17 protein-coding genes are annotated in these 20208 nt (G+C 52.1%); 7 read left to right on the top strand and 10 right to left on the bottom strand.

Translation table 11 applies throughout. The features are described 5' to 3' along the window. Positions 1-30: 30 nt before the first annotated feature. Entirely contained in the window at positions 31-750 is a 720-nt protein-coding gene (locus tag KI809_RS12805; RefSeq protein WP_214171962.1) for a ComFC family protein, read from the bottom strand. A gap of 20 nt (positions 751-770) precedes the next feature. After that, on the bottom strand, positions 771-1424 hold the full coding sequence (locus tag KI809_RS12800) for a lactate utilization protein (RefSeq protein ID WP_214171961.1): 654 nt from the start codon (positions 1422-1424) through the stop codon (positions 771-773). A 111-nt stretch (positions 1425-1535) separates the two neighbouring features. On the opposite strand from KI809_RS12800, the gene KI809_RS12795 reads away from it, so the two are divergent. Next, the gene (locus KI809_RS12795; protein WP_214171960.1) at positions 1536-4142 is read left to right on the top strand and encodes an EAL domain-containing protein; all 2607 of its coding nucleotides are present in this window, start codon (positions 1536-1538) and stop codon (positions 4140-4142) included. Between the two features lies 1 nt (position 4143). Here KI809_RS12795 and KI809_RS12790 read toward each other — a convergent pair whose 3' ends face one another. Together KI809_RS12790 and uvrB are read right to left on the bottom strand one after the other, a co-directional pair. After that, a complete protein-coding gene (locus tag KI809_RS12790) occupies positions 4144-4638 on the bottom strand; it encodes a YchJ family protein (RefSeq protein ID WP_214171959.1) in 495 nt (164 codons plus the stop codon). Between the two features lie 78 nt (positions 4639-4716). Continuing rightward, positions 4717-6714 (bottom strand): excinuclease ABC subunit UvrB, encoded by a 1998-nt coding sequence (gene uvrB / locus KI809_RS12785; protein ID WP_214171958.1) that lies wholly within the window; start codon positions 6712-6714, stop codon positions 4717-4719. A 702-nt stretch (positions 6715-7416) separates the two neighbouring features. Between uvrB and KI809_RS12780 the strand changes: the two genes are divergently transcribed. The 6 genes from KI809_RS12780 (at position 7417) to KI809_RS12755 (ending at position 12136) form a co-directional block, all read left to right on the top strand. Continuing rightward, positions 7417-8112, top strand: coding sequence for a cytochrome c3 family protein (locus tag KI809_RS12780; protein WP_214171957.1), 696 nt, complete (start codon positions 7417-7419; stop codon positions 8110-8112). A gap of 201 nt (positions 8113-8313) precedes the next feature. Further along, positions 8314-8505, top strand: coding sequence for a twin-arginine translocase TatA/TatE family subunit (locus tag KI809_RS12775; protein ID WP_214171956.1), 192 nt, complete (start codon positions 8314-8316; stop codon positions 8503-8505). 111 nt (positions 8506-8616) lie between these two features. After that, positions 8617-9972: a 16S rRNA (cytosine(967)-C(5))-methyltransferase RsmB gene (gene rsmB, locus KI809_RS12770; RefSeq protein ID WP_214171955.1), complete on the top strand. Its 1356-nt coding sequence runs from the start codon at positions 8617-8619 to the stop codon at positions 9970-9972. Further along, positions 9969-10634: a ribulose-phosphate 3-epimerase gene (rpe, locus tag KI809_RS12765; RefSeq protein WP_214171954.1), complete on the top strand. Its 666-nt coding sequence runs from the start codon at positions 9969-9971 to the stop codon at positions 10632-10634. Before rsmB ends, rpe begins: the two co-directional genes overlap by 4 nt. 85 nt (positions 10635-10719) lie before the next feature. After that, positions 10720-11196 (top strand): NUDIX hydrolase, encoded by a 477-nt coding sequence (locus tag KI809_RS12760; RefSeq protein ID WP_337833315.1) that lies wholly within the window; start codon positions 10720-10722, stop codon positions 11194-11196. Between the two features lie 7 nt (positions 11197-11203). After that, on the top strand, positions 11204-12136 hold the full coding sequence (locus KI809_RS12755) for a diguanylate cyclase (RefSeq protein ID WP_214171953.1): 933 nt from the start codon (positions 11204-11206) through the stop codon (positions 12134-12136). 19 nt (positions 12137-12155) lie between these two features. Here KI809_RS12755 and KI809_RS12750 read toward each other — a convergent pair whose 3' ends face one another. From KI809_RS12750 to gatA, 6 genes are read right to left on the bottom strand one after another with little or no spacing between them, the layout of a single operon-like run. Next, on the bottom strand, positions 12156-12818 hold the full coding sequence (locus KI809_RS12750; RefSeq protein WP_246559401.1) for an endonuclease III domain-containing protein: 663 nt from the start codon (positions 12816-12818) through the stop codon (positions 12156-12158). Further along, on the bottom strand, positions 12815-13009 hold the full coding sequence (locus KI809_RS12745) for a hypothetical protein (RefSeq protein WP_214171951.1): 195 nt from the start codon (positions 13007-13009) through the stop codon (positions 12815-12817). Before KI809_RS12745 ends, KI809_RS12750 begins: the two co-directional genes overlap by 4 nt. Further along, positions 13009-16182, bottom strand: a complete 3174-nt coding sequence (glnE, locus tag KI809_RS12740) for a bifunctional [glutamate--ammonia ligase]-adenylyl-L-tyrosine phosphorylase/[glutamate--ammonia-ligase] adenylyltransferase (protein WP_214171950.1) — start codon at positions 16180-16182, stop codon at positions 13009-13011. Before glnE ends, KI809_RS12745 begins: the two co-directional genes overlap by 1 nt. Beyond that, positions 16179-17219, bottom strand: a complete 1041-nt coding sequence (mtnA, locus tag KI809_RS12735) for an S-methyl-5-thioribose-1-phosphate isomerase (RefSeq protein WP_214171949.1) — start codon at positions 17217-17219, stop codon at positions 16179-16181. The genes glnE and mtnA overlap by 4 nt, the downstream gene beginning before the upstream one ends. 4 nt (positions 17220-17223) lie before the next feature. Next, positions 17224-18663: an Asp-tRNA(Asn)/Glu-tRNA(Gln) amidotransferase subunit GatB gene (gene gatB / locus KI809_RS12730; protein WP_214171948.1), complete on the bottom strand. Its 1440-nt coding sequence runs from the start codon at positions 18661-18663 to the stop codon at positions 17224-17226. Between the two features lie 16 nt (positions 18664-18679). Then, positions 18680-20137: an Asp-tRNA(Asn)/Glu-tRNA(Gln) amidotransferase subunit GatA gene (gene gatA / locus KI809_RS12725; RefSeq protein ID WP_214171947.1), complete on the bottom strand. Its 1458-nt coding sequence runs from the start codon at positions 20135-20137 to the stop codon at positions 18680-18682. Between the last annotated feature and the right edge of the window lie 71 nt (positions 20138-20208).

Raw genomic sequence — 20208 nt, 5'->3', positions numbered from 1 at the left:
CAGCTCTTTTACAACCCTTAATCAAAAATGTCAGTTTTCAGCAACTCTTGCTACTGTGACAGCAATGACTGCCAGAGCACCGGCTTTTTTCAGGACGTTGCTGCACTCAGCAACGGTACTGCCGGTTGTCAGTACGTCGTCAACCAACACGATCCGCTTTCCACTGGCCAACTTCGGCTCTCTAAGGGCAAAGGCCCCTTTTACATTGGCCATCCGTTCACTGGCTGCAAGATTGACTTGCGGTTCAGTCCAACGAATCCGCTGCAACAACCTTCTCTCAAACGGGACGCGCCACTCCTTGGCCAGCACCTCCCCAATAAGAATGGCCTGATTGAAGCCTCTCTGGCGTAACCGCTTTTTATGAAGCGGGACAGGAATTATCAGGTCCGGAGAGAAATCAGCAACAACCCCTGACAGCCGCTCCAGCAGCAACAGGGCCAACGGCCGGCGACACTGAACCCTGCCGTCATACTTAAAGCGGTGGATGAGCTCCTTAACAGCGCCTTCGTAAAGATAGGCACCGCAGGCAGCATCAAACGGCGGATGCTTTGCAATGCAATTACCGCAAAGATGACTGATCCCTTCATCTGTAGCAAATGGTATCCCGCAGCAACTGCACATTGGGGACTGAATCGGTCGTGACGTTGTCAGACATTTTTCACAGACATGGACCCGGCCGGCGTTCGGGATAAATTCCCGGCAGTTATGGCAAAGCGGCGGGAAAAACATGTCGACGAGAAATTTCAGCATGGCCTGGCAAAAAACATCGGTTACAACCCCATATCTTCGTTGACCACCAGCACCCGGATATCCATGACCCTTGGCTTGCGATCAATAACTGTCGTAACCCTGCAGATCCGTTCCGGCGAATTACAGTTGCTGCAAAAACCGGTCTTGGCGCATGGAGTATTATAGTTCAGCCTTTTGGCATTCGGCGGCGAAGCCCAGTTCTTTATCCGGTTAATTGCCGCCGGCAGATCACCATCGACAATCTTGTTCCTTCCGGCAACCACTATCACTTTTTGTGGGCCAAAAAACATCGCCGCGACCCGATTGCCGTTGCCATCAATATTTACCAGCCATCCAGAGAGGGTCACGGCATTGGTCCCGGTAAGGAACAGATCACAGGTCAGTTGACGACGCATGATTGCCATCCGCTCCTCTGAAGAAAGTCCCGGAAGACCATGATTCAAAATCTCTTTTCCCTTCTCTTGTAAGGGGGCCTGCACCATCAGGTCGACAATCGTACGCGATCCTCCGAAGCCTATGCTCGCTGCGTCTTCCGCTTCCTTCATGATGTAGTCATACGCTTCATTTGCCGTGCGACAATAGACAGAAGTAAACCCGTTCTGACCAAGAGCCTCCACAGCCTTTTCGCACTTCTGCTCCCAAGTCCACCGAACCAGCTCATCGGTCTGCGACATTTGCATATCTCCTTTCACTTTCATTCTGGCAACTTATTTATCACAACCAGTGTTATTTTTTATATCTCATTATTTCAGTTTGCCTGGAATTGTCCGAAGAGAGATATCAATATGGCTTACCGAAATATCATCATAATAATAACAGTGTACTTCTTGCTGCTACCGTGCTCAGCCCTTGCTGAACGTCCGGTTAGAGTAGGGGTATATGACAACCCGCCTCTGGCAATAGTGTCTGGGGCTGAAAAAATCTCCGGTATTCATGTCGATATTCTAAAAAACATCGCGTCAAAAGAACACTGGGGCCTCACATTTGTTTCCGGAAACCTCACTCAAGGGATCGAGCGTTTGAAAGCAGGCGAAATCGATATCCTGCTGCCTCTGGCATATTCTGTCGAACGGGAAAAAGATTTTGATTTCAATGGAATAAATGTTGTCGTTAACTGGGGGCAGATCTATACGCCAAAATCAAAGTCAATGCAATCGTTCCTGGACCTTGATGGCAAAGTGATTGCCGTAGTCAGGAACAATATCCAGTACACTGCCTTCAAGCACATGATGGATCAATTCTCGCTCAATCCGCGATATGTAGAAGTTGACGATTTTGAGAAAGTTTTCGCCCTGCTTAAACAAAACAAGGTTGATGCCGGCGTAGTAGGCAGATTCTTCGGGATGGTAAACGAAGGGAAATACGGTGTTTCTCCATCTCCTATTGTCTTCAATCCAATAGAAGTGCGTTACGCATTTCCCAAAGGGACGAATCCCGACCTGGTTCAGGCAATCGACCGTCAGCTGGCGGCCATGAAAGCTGATCCGAATTCCTCCTACCACCAAGCGTTGGAAAAATACCTGCAGGTAGTCAACAAGAAAGGCCTTCCGGCCTGGATAAAGTGGGTCATTATCATTATTGCGCTACTGTGCGCAGTTGTTGTCGCACTGAATGCCTTCCTGCGACATGAAATTCGACAAAGAACGAAAGCATTGAACAAAGAGTTTGAAGATCGGCGCAAAGCAGAGGATGCATTGTTAGACAGCGAGTTGAAATACCGCGAGCTGGTAGAGTCGGCCAACAGCATCATTATCAAGTTTGACGCCGGTGGCAGTCTCACATTTTTTAACGAATACGCCGAAAGGTTCTTCGGCTTTGCCAAAGAAGAGATAATCGGCCGTCAGCTTATCGGAACAATTCTGCCTGAAACCGAAAGCAGCGGGCGCATCCTGTCCAACCTGATCGAAACCATGTTCTCTCACCCGGAACAATACCTGGCGCATGAAAGCGAAGCCATCAACAAAGATGGCTCCCGTTACTGGATATCCTGGTCGAACCGACCTCTGTTCGATGAACATGGGGTCCTTATCGGCATGCTCTCAGTCGGTAATGATATAACGGAGCGCCGTGCCTACGAGCATCAACTGGTCTATCAGGCCAACTATGATCTTGTTACTGGGCTGCCCAACCGGAATCTTCTAACAGACCGGCTAAACCATGACATCGCGGTATTCACCAGGAGCAAGGGATTTCTGGGACTCCTCACTCTGGATATCGATAACTTCAAAATTATCAATGACACGCTGGGTCATGATGCCGGCAACCAGTTTTTGTTCGCCTTCTCAAAACGACTTCTCGATGTAATCCGCAAATCCGACACTGTTGCCCGCCTGGGTGGAGATGAATTCGCCATCCTCCCGGTAGGGTTGCCAAATGGTGAAGGTGCGGCAGTTATGGCTGAAAAGATCCTATCCTCACTCTCGGTACCGTTCATGATCGGGGAGCGGGAACTGTACGTGACGGTAAGCATCGGCATCGCCTCTTATCCGGCTGACGGTAACACCGTGGAACTGCTCCTGCAGAACTCGGAAGCCGCCATGTACGAAGCAAAAAAAGAGGGCAAAAATGATTTCCGTTTCTTCACCGACGACCTCAACACCAAGATGCATCAAAGGCTCGCCCTTGAGACCAGCCTTCACCATGCGCTGGAAAACAATGAATTCCTGCTGTACTATCAACCTCAGGTTGATACCGCAACCGGTGAAATAATCGGCATGGAAGCCTTGATCAGGTGGCAGCGGGCTGATGGCAGCATTGTGCCGCCGCTGGCATTCATTCCTTCCCTGGAAGACAGTGGGTTGATCGTGTCGGTGGGAGAGTGGGTACTGGAAACAGCATGCAGAGATGCCAAGCTCATGTCCGACAAGGCGGGAAGAGACCTCACCTTGTCGGTCAACATCTCGGCGCGACAATTCAGCCGCTCCGACATTGTTGAACATATTGCCTTCATCCTGGAGGAAACCGGCCTCAAGCCCGAGTCACTAAGACTGGAACTGACGGAAAGCCTGTTGATGGGAGATACGGAGTCAACGCTGGAAAGACTTCACAAACTCAAGGAACTGGGGATATCTCTATCCATTGATGATTTTGGCACCGGCTATTCCTCACTCAGTTACCTCAAGAAACTGCCGATCAGCGAACTCAAGATTGACCGGGCGTTTGTCAAGAATGTCCCGGAAAACAAAAGCGATGCGGTAATCGTCAATACGATTATCACCATCGCCCAATGCCTTGATCTCAATGTCGTTGCCGAAGGGGTTGAGACCGAGGAGCAGAGACAATTCCTGGAAAAACAAAAGTGTCCGACCTTCCAGGGATTCCTGTTCAGCAAACCTTTGCCCTTGGAACAGTTTACCAAGCTGTTACCCAGCCCAGCCGCCAAATCTCAGTAAGTCACGCGCCGCAACACTTTTTGAATTTTTTCCCACTTCCACAGCGGCATGGATCGTTGCGGCCAATTTTTTCGACATGCAGCGGCATCTGCCCGGCCATCCTGCCGTCGGTAAAATACCATTTGCCGTCTGCCTTGCGGAACCGACCGATTTCATGGTGAACGTGTTCCCCATCTCCCCCAACGTAGCTCGCCTTGAACTCAACCTCGCCAATGGAGTCATCAGGGCTGCCGTCTTTTGTGCTGATTATTTCCAGTCCTTGCCAATCAGAGTTCTCAGCCCACTCTTTGGTCCCGTCATGATCATAACCTGCCCGGTGGCTTGGATGAGTGGTTTCATATAGATAGGTCATAGCCCCCTTAGTATAGGCACTGTATCGCGACCGCATCAGCTGTTCTGCAGTTTCTGCAAAAGATTTTCCGATAATCAGCGGTTCACAGCATGACTTGTATGATACCTGCGAACCACAGGGGCATAATTCGGCTTTTTTTGCCATATTATTTGCTTCTCCTTAGATGATAAATACCAGGCCATGGGTTATATAACATGAATCTGCTTGATAAGGAAGGGGCAGCTACTTGAGTTTGAGTTCCATATCTTCAAGTTTTTTGATCCTGTCGCGTAACTCGGCCGCCTTCTCAAATTCAAGATTCTTTGCCGCAGCCAGCATCTGTTTGCGTAGGTCCTTGACCATTTTCGGGATAGCGGCAGGCGCGATATATTCCTCTTGGGATTCGGCAGCCAATGGCAGTTCTGGATAATCCTTCTCCTCGATTGACTCAAGAATCGTCCGAAAACTCTTCTTCACTGTCTGCGGAGTAATGCCGTGCTCTTCATTGTATTCAAGCTGAATTTTTCTCCTTCTGCTGGTCTCCTCGATACATGCCTGCATCGATCCGGTCACAGTGTCGGCATACATAAGCACCCGACCGTTCACATTACGAGCAGCCCTGCCGCAAGTCTGAATCAGCGAGCGGGCCGAGCGGAGAAATCCCTCCTTGTCGGCATCGAGAATGGCCACCAGTGACACCTCCGGGAGATCGAGTCCCTCCCGCAAGAGATTGATACCTACCAGCACGTCAAAAACGCCCATTCTAAGATCACGAATAATCTCCATCCGCTGAATGGTATCGATGTCGGAATGCAAGTAACGCACACGGATGCCAATCTCCTCGTAATAAGTGGTCAGTTCCTCGGCCATTCGCTTGGTGAGAGTAGTTGCCAGCACCCGCTCTCCCCGTTCGGCCGTTGTCCGGATCTCACCAAGCAGGTCATCGACCTGGCCAGAAGCCGGACGCACCGTTATCACCGGATCAACCAAACCAGTCGGACGGATCACCTGTTCTACCACTACCCCGCCGCTCTGCCTCAATTCATAATCTGCAGGAGTGGCAGACACGTACACAACCTGATTGACCTTTTCTTCAAATTCCTTGAAGTTCAACGGCCGGTTGTCCAAGGCTGCAGGGAGCCGGAACCCGAAATTAACCAGCGTCTCCTTGCGACTCCGGTCACCGCGATACATCCCCCCCACCTGGGAGACGGTAATGTGCGATTCGTCCACGAACAGTAGAAAATCTTTTGGGAAGTAGTCGATCAGCGTATATGGAGGTTCGCCAGTCTGACGACCATCAAAATAGCGGGAGTAGTTTTCGATACCGTGGCAAAATCCCATCTGTTCCAGCATTTCCAGATCAAACATGGTCCGCTGTTCAATCCGTTGGGCTTCCACCAGCATGTTTTCCCGGCGGAACCACTGAATCCGGTCAAGCAGATCGACGCGAATCTCGGCAATTCCCCTTTCCAGGGTTTCCCTGGTAGCTACATAGTGCGAGGCCGGATAGATGGCGCACTTTGACAACCGATTAAGCACCTGTCCCCGCAGTGGATCTATTTCACTGATGGCATCGACCGTGTCGCCGAAAAACTCAATCCTGAGGGCCTTTTCGTCGTCATGCGCCGGAAATATTTCCACCACATCGCCGCGGACCCTGAAGGTGCCACGATGGAAATCGATGTCGTTCCGCTCGTATTGGATCTCCACCAGCTTGTGCAGCAAGTCGTCGCGCCCGTAATCGCTCCCCTGGTGGAAGAAAATATGCATTGCCTGGTACTCTGCAGGGGAGCCGATCCCGTAAATACAGGAAACAGATGCGACAATGATCACATCACGGCGGGTCAGCAGGCTTCGAGTCGCAGAATGGCGCAGCTTGTCGATCTCATCGTTGATCGACGAATCCTTTTCAATAAAGGTGTCGGTAGTCGGGAGATACGCCTCTGGCTGGTAATAATCATAATAGGAGACGAAAAACTCCACGGCATTTTCCGGGAACAGCTCCTTCATTTCACCGTAAAGCTGGGCAGCCAGGGTCTTGTTTGGAGCCAGTATCAGAGCCGGCCTGCCGGTTGCGGCTATGACATTGGCCACAGTGAAGGTCTTACCCGAGCCGGTAACACCAAGCAGCACCTGGTCGCGGTCGCCACGCAGGATCCCTTCGGTCAGTTCGGCAATGGCTCGCGGCTGGTCGCCGCGGGGGGAGTAGTCTGTAGTGAGCTTGAATGGGGATGTCATAGCTGATTATGATACCATGTATCAGTCAAGTCATGTAGCGGAGAAATCCCGTGTTTGAATATGGAAGAGGTTCCCGCTCCGATATCTGGCCATCTGTCCCTCGACTTTACTCGTTCCCAGGCGACACGGCCACATGCCACCAGAAAAACATATCACAAGATTAGCGACAGATAATCAGAAAGACTATCTAATCTTCACAGAACTTAAATAATGGCTATGGCATGCAACAGAACAATTATATGAACAAAGTGAATATCTATAAACCCACGCAGAATTTATAATTTTTTTTAATTGACATACTTCAATTTAAATATAAAATGCCCTTTACAAGGCTCCTTCCCCTTGTAGAAACCCCATCGAACCTTTTCAAAGCTATCTTCGGTGGGGTTTCCCTATGCGCGGGTTCATTTAAGTAGCCTATTTTCAATCCTCCATAAGACATACTCATCTTTCGCCTGTCTATCCCCTCCACGATCCACAATTGTATCCCGAGCGCTTTCAAATATCAGTCAAATAGCCAAACTCAGCCATATAACCATAAACAGCTATTTACTTCTGTTATTTGGCCACAGCCTTTACATTCAATTGCAATAGCTGAATCATTTTAGCGCATTAACTAAACATTAGACAAGGCACACAATTTGCTTTTTCCAATAAAAGGGAATTAATCCCATGTATTAACACTTTATCAGGAGGGAAGAAATGAAAAAGCACATTATCGTACTCGCAGCAGCAGCACTAGCAGCAGGGGCAACCGCAGCATATGGTCTAGGTTCAATCGTCGGAACCGCCCACGATCTATCCGGTGCAGGCGTAAACAGCAGCAGGTATTCGCTTGGAGCAGACGAAATCTGCATCTACTGCCACACCCCGCACAACCCGGTACAGGCAATCCCCCTCTGGAACAGGAACAACCCTTCAGGCGCCGGCTTCACTCTTTACAAGACCAGCCCGACCCTGACCGCCGCCACGCAAGCATCTGCATTTGCTGATAGCAGCGTTTCCCTCTTCTGCATGAGCTGCCATGACGGCGTAACAAAACTCGGCAACATCAAGAACTCCATGGGTCATACCATGACTACAAACAACGTAGCTATTTCGCCTGACAGAGGCGACCAGCTCGGCGTTAACCTTTCCGCCTCTCATCCGGTAGGGTTCGACTATGACACCGCTCAAAGCACTGATGCCACCCTTCATCCGAGAGCTGCTGCAGCAGTGAGCCTCGGTACCGTTTCCGGTGGTAGCTACCCGTTCTTTAACTCTGGACTTACCGGTGGCACTTCTGGAACTATGATGGAGTGCGCCAGCTGCCACAAGGTTCATGACGACGAGTTCGGCAAGTTCCTCCGCAGAGACAACAAAAACAGCGCGCTTTGCCTAGCTTGCCACAAGAAGTAATTTCCGAAGTTCCAGCTGGTTGTGAAAAAAGAGGGGGCATGCGCTGCCCCTCTTTTTTTGATTCTCAAACAATTCCAACTTATGGAGAGATTTCTGCCTGCCTTCACCAGCACAACTCCGGCTGAGTCTTTAGCTTGCCCTTGATTTTTTACAGCTGTGGTGCCATACTACGTCATTAATTTTTCCTGAGAGGAGAACTGTATGTTCGGATTTGGCATGCCGGAACTGATAGTGATACTTGTAATAGTCGTAGTTATTTTTGGTGCCAGTCGGCTCCCTGAGATAGGTGGCGCGCTGGGAAAGAGTATCAGGAATTTCAAAAAGGCATCAGAAGGTAAAGACGAAATCGAGATCAAGCCGCGCAAGGACTCAGACGACAACAAGAACGCCTGAAAAGTTGCCCCCACTTCACCTAGGCGAGACTCCTGTTGCACAGCAGGAGTCTCGTTTTTGTTTCTCCTAAGGCATCAATCCCGATAGCGCGCAATATCTGAGGACCACACATTGGCAACTGTCAACCCGCGTCACGCAGCATTCCTGATACTCAACAGAATAGCCAAAGAGCGCTCCTATGCAGACATCCTGCTGGATCAGGAACTCTCCCATGGCGCCATCAAGGGGCTTGACCGGGGGCTGCTGACCGAGCTCGTCTATGGTGTGTTGCGTCGCCAGGGAACGCTCGACCATGTCATCAGTCTGTTTTCCAGCGTAAAAATTGATCGGATTGAACGGTCTGTGCTGATTCTGCTGCGACTCGGCCTCTATCAGCTGCTGTTTCTGGACCGCGTTCCGGTTTCTGCGGCGGTCAATGAAACCGTCAAGCTCGCCAAGATCCTTGCACCAAAGGCCCCCGGTTTCGTCAATGCAGTCCTCAGAGAGGCAGACCGCAAACGTGACGCCATAACTTGGCCGGACAAGGCCAAAAACCAGGCGGAATGGATGGCTGCCCGTCATTCTGTCCCGCAATGGATCGCAAAAGCTTGGCTGGGACAGCTCGGGCCGGAGGAAGCGGAACTGCTTGCCGAAGCAATGAGTGAAGCACCGCCGCTTACCATCAGGGCAAACACGCTTAAAAACTCAAGAGAACAACTCATCGAAACTCTTGCGGCAGAAGAGGTGCCGGCCAGACCATGTAGATTCTCACCACTCGGCATCCAGATTTCTTCGCGCACACCGTTGACCGTGCTAAACAGCTATCAGCAAGGGCTGTTCACCATCCAGGATGAGGCATCGCAACTGGCTGCCCTGATTCTCGACCCAGCCCCCGGCGACCGGGTGCTGGATGTTTGTGCCGCTCCAGGAGGAAAAGCCACTGGCATCGCCGAACTAATGGGGAACACTGGTGAAGTTGTGGCCTGCGACAGCAATCCCCGCCGATTGGCTCAGGTGCAGCAATTGGCAAAGCGCCTTGGTACCGGAATAGTGGGGGCTGCGTTAATGGACGCAGAAAAACCGCTTGCCTCTTCTCTGGCAAACTCTTTCTCCAAGGTGCTGGTGGACGCCCCCTGCTCGGGACTCGGCGTTCTACGGCGGAATCCCGAAGGCAAGTGGTGGAAAAGCCCGGATGATATCGAAGCACTTGCTCAACGTCAGCGCCTTATCCTGGCCAATGCCTCGTCTGCCGTGGCACCGGGCGGAGTCCTGGTCTATGCGACCTGCTCCACGACGATCCGGGAAAACGAGTGTATAGTAGATGATTTTCTTTCACGGCATAATAATTTTGTGTTAGAAGATATTCGGGTTTTTCGTCCTCAATACGCTATCCTGTGCAGCAATCAGGGGTATTTTCGTCCATGGCCGCACCAGCACGGCATGGACGGATTTTTTGCAGCACGGTTAAGGAGACAGGAGAAATTATGAAGAAGATAGCTCCTTCGATTCTTTCAGCAGACTTTTCCCGGCTCGGAGACGAAGTAAGGGCAGTGGCGGCCGCAGGAGCCGACTACATCCATATCGATGTCATGGATGGACATTTTGTGCCAAACATAACAATCGGCCCATTAATTGTTGATGCCGTCCGCAAGGTCACTGATCTGCCGCTTGACGTCCATCTAATGATTACCGACCCCGACCGGTACATCCCCGATTTTGCCTCAGCCGGAGCCGACATCATAGTGGTGCATGCCGAGGCATGTTGGCATCTACACCGTACGGTGCAACTGATCAAGTCACTCGGCAAGAAAGCCGGGGTTTCGCTTAATCCTGCGACCCCTTTGCAACACCTCGATTATGTCCTTGACGATCTCGATCTGGTGCTGCTGATGACTGTAAACCCTGGATTTGGGGGGCAGTCCTTCATTGAAGCATGTATCCCCAAGATCCAGGCACTGCGCGGCATGCTCGACCGAAAAGGCCTTGAAACCGAACTCGAAGTAGATGGCGGCGTCAAAATCGACAACATTGCCAGAATCGCTCATGCCGGTGCCGATGTCTTTGTCGCTGGCAGCGCTGTTTTCGGCAGCAGTGATTACTCTGCAACGATCAATGAATTGAAACGGCTTGCACGAGAACCGGTACTCTGACAACTTTCTCCAGCGAGTCCGCTGCCTCCTCTCATCTCGTCAGCGCAAAGTGCTGCCTCCCGGGCCTGTTCCTGCGGCAGTGCTGGTGCCCCTGTTTCTCAAAAGAGGAGAGCTGCACCTCCTGCTAACCAAAAGGTCGGCACAGCTCAATCACCACGCAGGTGAAATATCTTTTCCAGGAGGAGTGTGCAACCCAGAAGAGCACTCCAGAGATGCGGCTTTGCGGGAGACATGGGAAGAGGTTGGCATAGATCCGGCAAATGTGGACATCCTTGGACCGCTGGACGATGTTTATTCGATCCACCACTACAATGTGTCGCCATACGTCGGTTTCATTTCCGATCAGTTCCCCTTAAAGTTAAACCGGTCTGAGATCGATAAGGTAATTGAGGTGCCGCTAACGCACCTAATGGACCCTTTTTTCTTTAGAATTGAAGAATGGGGGTGGCAAGGTAGAAACTATCCGGTATACTTTTTCAGATTCAATGGCGATGACATCTGGGGGATGACCGCAGAAATCGTGAAGAACTTTCTAGATGTTGTTTTTGAGAGGGGCCAATAGGCAGCCAATGTCAGTAAAAATGCTGATAATCGACGATTCCGATAAAGTAAGGGAACAGATCATTCAGACCCTGCAATCGGTATCTTTCTGCGATCATTACCTGCAGGCGCGGGATGGCCTGGAAGGTTTTAAAATTCTGATCGACAATCCGACCATCGATCTGATTCTTTGCGATCTGGAAATGCCACGCATGGACGGTTTCAAGTTCATCACCATGGTAAGATCGCGTGATGACCTGAAAAATATCCCTGTAATAATCCTAACCGCACGTGAGACTCGTGAACTAAAGATAAAGGGGCTTGAGCAAGGCGCAAGCGATTATGTCACCAAACCGTTTGATCCAGGGGAGTTGGTTGCCCGGGTTAAGGTGCAGCTAAAGCTCAAACTGCTGCAGGATGAACTCAAACGTTCCAATGAAATGCTCAAAGAGCTGTCCAACACTGACCCACTCACGCAACTTTTCAACCGACGCTACATGATGGAAGTTCTCGACCGGGAGATCCAACGGACCGCCCGTAAAGGGTCACCAATCTCCATTCTCCTCATGGATATTGACCATTTCAAGAAAGTGAACGATACCTATGGCCATCAACTCGGCGATATCGTCCTGGTGAATATTGCGAATGTGATCAAGAAACACCTGAGGACTTATGACGTAGCTGCTCGTTACGGTGGGGAGGAGTTCGTGGCAATCCTTCCGGAAACCCCTCTGGACGAAGCGATCACGGTTGCAGAGAGAATCCGTGCCGCTACTCAACAGTCAAGCTTTTCCAACAAGCTTCAGACGCTGAAGATTACTATCAGCATTGGGGTGGCAACCTTCCCGATGCCGGGACTCGACTCTGTGGATGACCTGATCAGAATAGCGGACGAGGGTTTGTACCGGGCGAAATCGGAAGGGCGCAACCGGGTTATTACCCTGCAGCAGGTAACTCACTGACACAATTTCAGCAAACCATTCAATTCTTCTGCAATGCAGTTGTTCCGCAAATCTCTTTCAAGATGCAGTCTCCGCAAACCGGCTTTTTCCTGCAGAATTCCTTGCATTGTAAGACAATGAGGGCGTGAAACTCATTATAAAGCGCAACATCGGCTTGCAGATGTGTCATAAAAAGCGTACGGGTGGTCTCGTAATCAGCCGTGCCGTCGATAACCCCAAGCCGGGAAAAAAGCCTCCCAGTATAGGCATCAACCACAAAAGTCGGATAGTTGCCGGCATAGAGCAGTATCGAATCGCAGGTCTCGCGACCGACCCCATGTACCGCCAGCAATTCATCACGGATAGCATCCAGCGGGACAGAAGACATTCGGTCAATACTGCCATCGTACCGATCCCACAGCCAATCCACAAAAGACTTTAACCGTCGGCTCTTGACATTGAAATAACCGGCAGGACGGATCATCTCTGCCAGCGCGACCAATGAGACCCCCTTCAAACCATCGGGGGAAAGCACCCCTCCTCTTTTCAGATTTGCCACGGCCTTTTCAACATTCCCCCAATTGGTGTTCTGGGTGAGTATGGCACCCACACAAACCTCAAATGGAGAGTCAGCCGGCCACCAGTTACACGGCCCGAAATGACGGTAGAGCCTGGCATATATGTCAAGGAGCCGTTCTGTCAAGTTTGTGTCATGGCCCGCAGAAACTCCTGGCATTCATGGAGTTTCCGCTCAAGTATGGCAAGCTCATCACGGGAATAAACCTCTTCACCGCGGCTAATCTCATTTTTCAGACTGCGGATCATTTCGTGAATATCCGGCTGACGATTGGGGGACTCCTCCAAACCAAGAAGATAGAGGTTTTTGGGGCTCATCACTCGTCACCCAGAATCCTGGCATATACTTCCCGAACAGAGTCTGTCACCAGCTCGTATTCCTTCATTAAGGCCTCACCAGGGTTTTTCAACTTCGGGTCATAGCCGAGACGCAAGGCAAGCTTATTCAGGTAACTTTTTGAACCTCCTAGATCATTCATAGAATAATCGTGAATGATTCTAAGCCTGTTTTCAAGGCGGCGGAGAAACTTATAACCATCAATCAGCGATTCCCCATCCTCCGGTGAAAGAACGCCATTCGCCCTTAAAGCCTTCAACGACACCAGGGTATTGGTATTTCGTATATCCGGGATGGTGTGGCCGTGGCCCAGTTGCAGGTACTGGACAATGAATTCCACATCCACCATGCCGCCACGACCGGTCTTGATATTGTAATTACCCTCGCTCTCACGGGCAATCTCGTTTTCCATCCGCATCCTGAGACGATGGATCTCCTGGCGAACCGACCCCTCGATCCCACTGCCATAGACTGACTGCCTCACCACTTCGTCGATCGAATCAGCAAGCAGTTCATCGCCAAGCACAACCCGCGATTTGGTCAACGCCTGCCGTTCCCACACCTGGGATTCCCGGCGATGGTAATCCCGAAATGACTCCAATGAGGTTACCAGCGGGCCGGCATTACCTGATGGTCGGAGACGGGTGTCGATCTTGTAGACATACCCTTCCCTGGTCTGAGTGGTGAGAATCATGATGATCTTCTGGCCGAGCTTTGCAAAATACTCGTGATTGCTTATCTGTTTTTCGCCGTCGGTGTACCCCTGATGATCATAGATGTAGATGATATCAAGATCAGAATGGTAATTCAGCTCTCGGCCACCCATCTTACCCATGGCCAGTATGGCAAATGATGCCGGGACACTGGTGCCGTTGACATCCGTATATTGAGGGTTACCGAAACGGGTAAGCTCCTTTTGGGCAAGATCGAAGGCTGCTGCCAGACAAACCTCTGCAAGGTTTGTCAGCTGAGTGGCAATTTCGGTTTGACCGAACTTCCCGTAGATGTCGTTCATCCCGATCCGAAGAAACTCCTCATGTCGGTAGCGCCTGATGATGTCAAGACTCTCTTCAAAATCAACCGCCTTATCAAGAAGAGAGGTCAGTTCCTCTTTCATGAAATCCGGCTCTTTTAATGCCGACGCATAGGTCTTTGCCACCATGCTGTCAAGGATTTCCGGATGACCGATGAAAATCTTTGAAAGGAATTCGGAAACCCCGAAGAGTGAAACCAGGAGCTTCAGCACTTGGCGATTCTCAGCCAGGAGGGCGTAAAATGTCGATCGAGAGCCAACGGCTGAGAGAAACCGCTCCAGGTTTGACAAGGCCATGTCCGGATCAGGGGAAGCAAAGATCTCCTGGAGAAGCAGGGGCGCGATCTTTTCGAGTATTCGGCGAGCCCTTTCGGTCAGGTTGGCCCGTAACGGCCCGTCACGCAATATCAGCAGGTTGTTGTAAGCAGTGTCCACACTCTCGAAACGGCGCTCCGCAAGCATGTCCTTAATCAGATCAGAGTCAGCGCGATGGTCAAAGAAGGTGTAAACTTCAGGGCTGACTTCTTCGTGCAGTTTTTGGTCGCGCTCAAGGAAAAGCCCGCCGTATATGGCTGAGACATTACCCCTGTGGCTTTCAAGCGTCTGGCGAAACCGTTCAACTCCATTCGATCGAAGAAAACCGCATCTCCTGGCCAGCGCCGCGTACTCGTCATCCTTACGAGGCAGACTGTGGGTCTGCCGTTCCTGAACCACCTGAATGCGATGCTCAACAGTCCTCAGAAACCGGTAAGCCTCGCAGAGGTCATGGTGGTCGTCATCTCTGATGATCCTGGCATTTCTCAGGACATCAAGCGCCTTCAACGAGTTGCGTTCACGCAGTGCCTTGTTTTTCCCGGCATAAACAAGCTGCAGCGCCTGAATGAAGAACTCGATCTCGCGAATCCCACCGCGGCCGAGCTTGATGTTGTACTCGCCTTCCCGTTCACGAGCAAGCGAAGCATCAATCTTCTTCTTCATCCCCATCATGTCCTCGATCAGGTTGTAATCAAGGTACTTGCGATAGATGAAAGGTTCGATCGCATTCAGGAACTTCTCGCCGAGCTCCAGAGACCCGGCCACCGGTCGCGCCTTCAACATTGCCGAGCGCTCCCACGACTGCCCCCACAGCTCGTAGTAGACTTCGGCTGAACGGAGAGAAATCGCCAGGTCTCCCCCCTTACCTTCCGGCCTGAGCCCCAGGTCCACGCGAAAGACAAAACCGTCGTCAGTAACATGCGATATGGCCTTTGCAATCATCTCCGACTGCTTGACAAAAAAGGCATGGAGGGAAATGACCCCGCTCCGGCCGCCATTGCCATCGTCAATGCCTTCAGTTTCCCCACTGTCAGAAGAGTACAGGCAGATGATATCGATGTCGGATGAAAAATTAAGCTCCTGGCCGCCCAATTTCCCCATGCCGAGGATGGTCAACTCTGCAGAGACCTTTCCCTGGGCGGTTTCCATGAGTGGCTCGCCATGTTCTGCAACCAGCGATCTCCTGGCCACATCGTGCGCTACACTGAGAGTGGCTTCAGCAAGCTGAGTCAGCTCCAGGGTGACCTCTTCCAACGGTGCCAGCCCTGACAGGTCACGACCGGCGATCCTGAGCACCTCGGCATACTTGAAACGGCGGAGTAATGGCAGCAAGGCCGGATAATCAGCAGAATCGCCGACCATACCCTTAAGCGTAGCAAGTAGCTCCCCTGGCTGACGGGGACGATCGATCCGTTTGCCGATAAAAAGGTTTTCGAAATATGAGGGGTCACGACAGAGGGTGTTGGTCAGGAATGGTGAGGCGCCACAGATATTCAGCAGCTGATTGAGCCTGCTTTTTACGGAGCAGACGGTGCGAAGATGGTCATGTAAAACAACTGCGGCAACCCGTTCCAGGCCGTTTATGGCCATATCCGGAAGCGAAGCGGACAACGATTGCACAGTAATGGCAATCAGGGTCTCTTGAGGGAATATTTCCGCAAGCAGCCGAAGATTTGCCGTTGACCTGGCGGCAAAGACGAAACCGCGGGCCTCCAGGAGTTCAATCAGTTGCTGGTCTGACTCCGGCGAAACAGGTTCCAGGAAGATACCGGAGAGCTTGCTGATAAAGTCCGCTACCGGGCTCATCCCTTTGCCAGTGCGGAGAGTGACTCTAAGTAGTCACCATGCGCCACACCCTTTTCAGTGATGATTGCCGTCACATATCGGGCCGGAGTGACATCAAACGCCGGATTGCGGACTTTTACTCCCTCCGGGGCGATCTGAATCCCCTTGATCTGGGTCACTTCCGTTATAGTCCGCTCCTCGATCGGAATCTTGGCCCCACTATCGAGTGACAGGTCAAGAGTCGAAATCGGAGCAGCCACATAAAATGGAATCCTGTGCTCTTTTGCCAGCACCGCCACGCTATAGGTCCCGATCTTGTTGGCCGTGTCGCCATTGGCGGCAATCCGATCCGCTCCCACCACGCAACAGTCAATCTCGCCATTCTGCATCAACCAGCCAGCCATGTTGTCGGAGATGAGGGTGACCGGGATATTGTCCTTCATCAGCTCCCAGGCGGTGAGCCTTGCCCCCTGCAGCCAGGGCCGGGTTTCGTCCGCAATGACCTTGATCTTCTTCCCGGACTCGTGAGCTGCCCGGATAACACCAAGCGCGGTGCCATATCCGGCGGTTGCCAGCCCACCGGCGTTACAGTGGGTCAGCACTGTTGCCCCGTCCTTGATAAGGGCTGCGCCGTTGGCGCCGATTGCCTTGCAGATCTGCAGGTCTTCAGCCTCTACGGCAATGGCTTCGGCCTTCAGAATAGCCCTGATCGAGTTGATATCCTTGTCGCGGTTCGCCTCGGCAACCCTTTTCATCCGCTCAATTGCCCAGAAAAGATTGACCGCAGTGGGCCTTGTCCGAGCAAGCACATCACAGACATTGGAAAGCTGGCGGAAAAACGATTCATGGGTGTCGGCGATAATGTCCCTGGCACCGAGAGCAACGCCCATTGCCGCAGCTACCCCTATTGCCGGGGCTCCACGGATGATCATGCCGCGGATCGCCTCAGCTACTCCCTGGAAGTCCGAGTATTCGTTGTAGACCTCTTCGGTGGGAAGCTTGGTCTGATCGATCATTACTACCTTGTCGCCCCGCCATTCGATGGTTCTAAAAGACATTGGGTTATCCTTTCAGCTTCTTAACCAGCAGTTCGTTCACCACTGCCGGGTTCGCCTTGCCCTTGGAAGCACGCATCACCTGGCCGACAAAGAAACCGAACACCTTGTCTTTGCCGCCACGATACTCCTCCACCTGCCCCATGTTGGCAGCCATAATCTCGTCGATGATCTTCTCGATCTCACCGGTATCCGACACCTGCACCAGCCCTTTTTCCTCAACGATCTTTGCCGCCGTACCGCCATTCTGCCACAGCTCGTCAAAAACCGTCTTGGCGATCTTGCCGGAGACCGTACCTTTTTCAATAAGTTGCAACAGCTCAACCAGCTGCAGCGGAGTTACCGGGCAGTCACTGATGGACAGTCCCGCGTCATTCAACCCTCTGGTAACCTCGCCCATCGCCCAGTTGGCAGCCATTTTCGGCTGCGCCCCAGCTGTCAGGCAGGACTCAAAATACTCTGCCAGCTCGCGGGTTGCGGTCAACACCTCGGCATCGTAGGGAGTCAGGCCGAGGTCTGACTGGTAGCGGGCAAACTTGGCTTCAGGGAGCTCCGGCAGTGACAGCCGGGTATCCTCCACCCAGTCATTGGATATGACCAGCGGCACCAGGTCAGGATCCGGAAAATAGCGGTAATCGTGCGCCTCTTCCTTGCCGCGCATGGATCGCGTTTCGCCGGTATTCGGATCGAACAGCCGGGTCTCCTGGATTACTTTGCCGCCGTCCTCGATCAGTTCGATCTGACGTTCAATTTCGTGCTCGATCGCCTGCTTGACGAAGCGGAACGAGTTGACGTTTTTGGTCTCGGTACGGGTGCCGAACTTGTCTGAACCGACCGGCATGACCGATACGTTAGCATCGCAACGGAAACTCCCCTCTTCCATGTTGCCGTCGCAGATGCCGAGATAGACAACGATCTGATGGAGTTTCTTGAGATAGGCCACTGCTTCATCGGCAGTCCGGATGTCCGGTTCGGAGACTATTTCCAGAAGTGGCGTGCAGGCGCGGTTCAGGTCCACGCCAGAGCCGCCGCCGAGACCGGGGATATCAGAATGCACCAGCTTGCCGGCATCCTCTTCCATATGGATGCGGGTGATGCCGATCCTCTTTGTGCCCCATTCGCCATCGATATCCAGATGGCCGCCAACGCATATCGGCAGTTCGTACTGACTGATCTGATAGCCTTTGGGCAAATCAGGGTAAAAGTAGTTCTTGCGGGCAAAGATGCTCCGGGGCGAGATAGCGCAATTGGTAGCCAGGCCGGCCTTTATGGCATACTCAACAACCTTTTTGTTGAGCACCGGCAGCGCGCCGGGCAGACCGAGGCAAACCGGGCAAGTCTGGGAGTTGGGGGAGGCCCCGAACTGGGTGGAGCAGCCACAGAATATCTTGGTGTTGGTTTTCAGCTGAACATGGACTTCGAGTCCAATTACTGGTTGATATTTCATCGGTATCCTCGGATATCTAAAGTTTAGCTTTCTGCTTCTGCCACTCCGTCGCCTGCTCGAATGCGTAAGCAGCGCGGATGATAGTCTCCTCGCCGAAGGGGCGGCCGATCAGTTGCAAACCGATAGGGAGCCCGCTCTGGCTGATCCCGGCCGGAACGCTTATGCCGCATGTGCCGGCAAGGTTGACCGGAATAGTAAAAATATCGGACAGATACATCTGGAGCGGGTCGCTGGTCTTCTCACCTATCTTGAAGGCCGGGGTAGGCGCCACCGGAGTGAGGATCACGTCCACTCCTTCAAAGGCCTTGAGAAAATCCTGCATAATCAAGGTCCGCACCTTCTGGGCCTTGAGATAGTAGGCATCGTAATAGCCTGAAGACAGGGCGTAGGTGCCGAGCATGATCCGCCGCTTTACCTCGGCCCCGAATCCCTCGGCCCGGCTTTTCATGAACATCTCCAGCAGGTTTTTTGCCTCGGCTGCCCGATGGCCGAACCTGACCCCTTCGTAGCGAGCCAGGTTGGAACTTGCCTCAGCCGTTGCGATCAGGTAGTAACAGGCAACGGCGTAGTCGGTGTGAGGGAGCGTTATTTCGACGATCTCCGCGCCCAGCTTCCGGTAGGTTTCTATCGCAGCATCCATAGCTTTCTGAACATCAGGATCTAACCCGTCTATGAAGTACTCCTTCGGCAGGGCAATCTTCATCCCCTTGACATCAGACAGCAACGATCTGGTGTAATCTGGAACAGGCATGGCCACACTGGTCGAATCCAGGGGGTCATGACCGGCTACTGTTCCGAGCATGATAGCGGCATCGGTCACATCGCGGGTGACCGGGCCGACCTGATCGAGCGATGAGGCATAGGCGATAACACCATAACGGGAAACTCTGCCATAAGTAGGCTTGAGGCCGACACATCCGCAATGCGAGGCTGGCTGGCGAATTGAACCGCCGGTATCGGTGCCAAGCGTTGCTATTGCCTGCTGAGCAGCAACAGCGGCAGCAGAACCGCCTGAAGATCCCCCGGGTATGCACTCCGAGTTCCATGGGTTCCTCGTTGGGCCATAGGCACTGTTCTCACAGGAAGAACCCATGGCAAACTCATCCTGGTTCAGTTTCCCCAGCATTACTGCGCCACAATCCTTTAACTTGAGCCAAGAGGTAGAGTCATACGGCGGAATATAATTATCGAGCATCTTAGAAGCACAGGTAGTACGAATGCCTTTGGTGACGAAGATGTCCTTAAGAGCCAAGGGCACGCCGGTCAAAGAGTGTATATTCCCTGCAGCTATCTGCTGGTCGGCTGCTGCTGCCGCCTTAAGTGCCTCGTCACCGGTTATGGTTATGAAGGCATTAACTCTGGTATCGGTGGCCTCGATACGAGCAAGGCATGACTGAACGGCTTCGACGGAAGAGACCTTCCTGGCCTTAAGCAGTTCATTCATCTCGTGAATGGTAAGTTCATAGAGTTCCATCTCTGCTCCTTGGGAGATAAATCAGGATTGCGACATTTTCAGCCAGTGCGGAACTATAGCAAATTATCCTT

The organism is Geoanaerobacter pelophilus (genome assembly GCF_018476885.1).
In the GTDB taxonomy this organism is placed as follows: Bacteria; Desulfobacterota; Desulfuromonadia; order Geobacterales; family DSM-12255; genus Geoanaerobacter; species Geoanaerobacter pelophilus.
The sequence above is the reverse complement of the archived record's forward strand: the minus strand, read 5'-3'. Positions and strand labels throughout refer to the sequence as shown.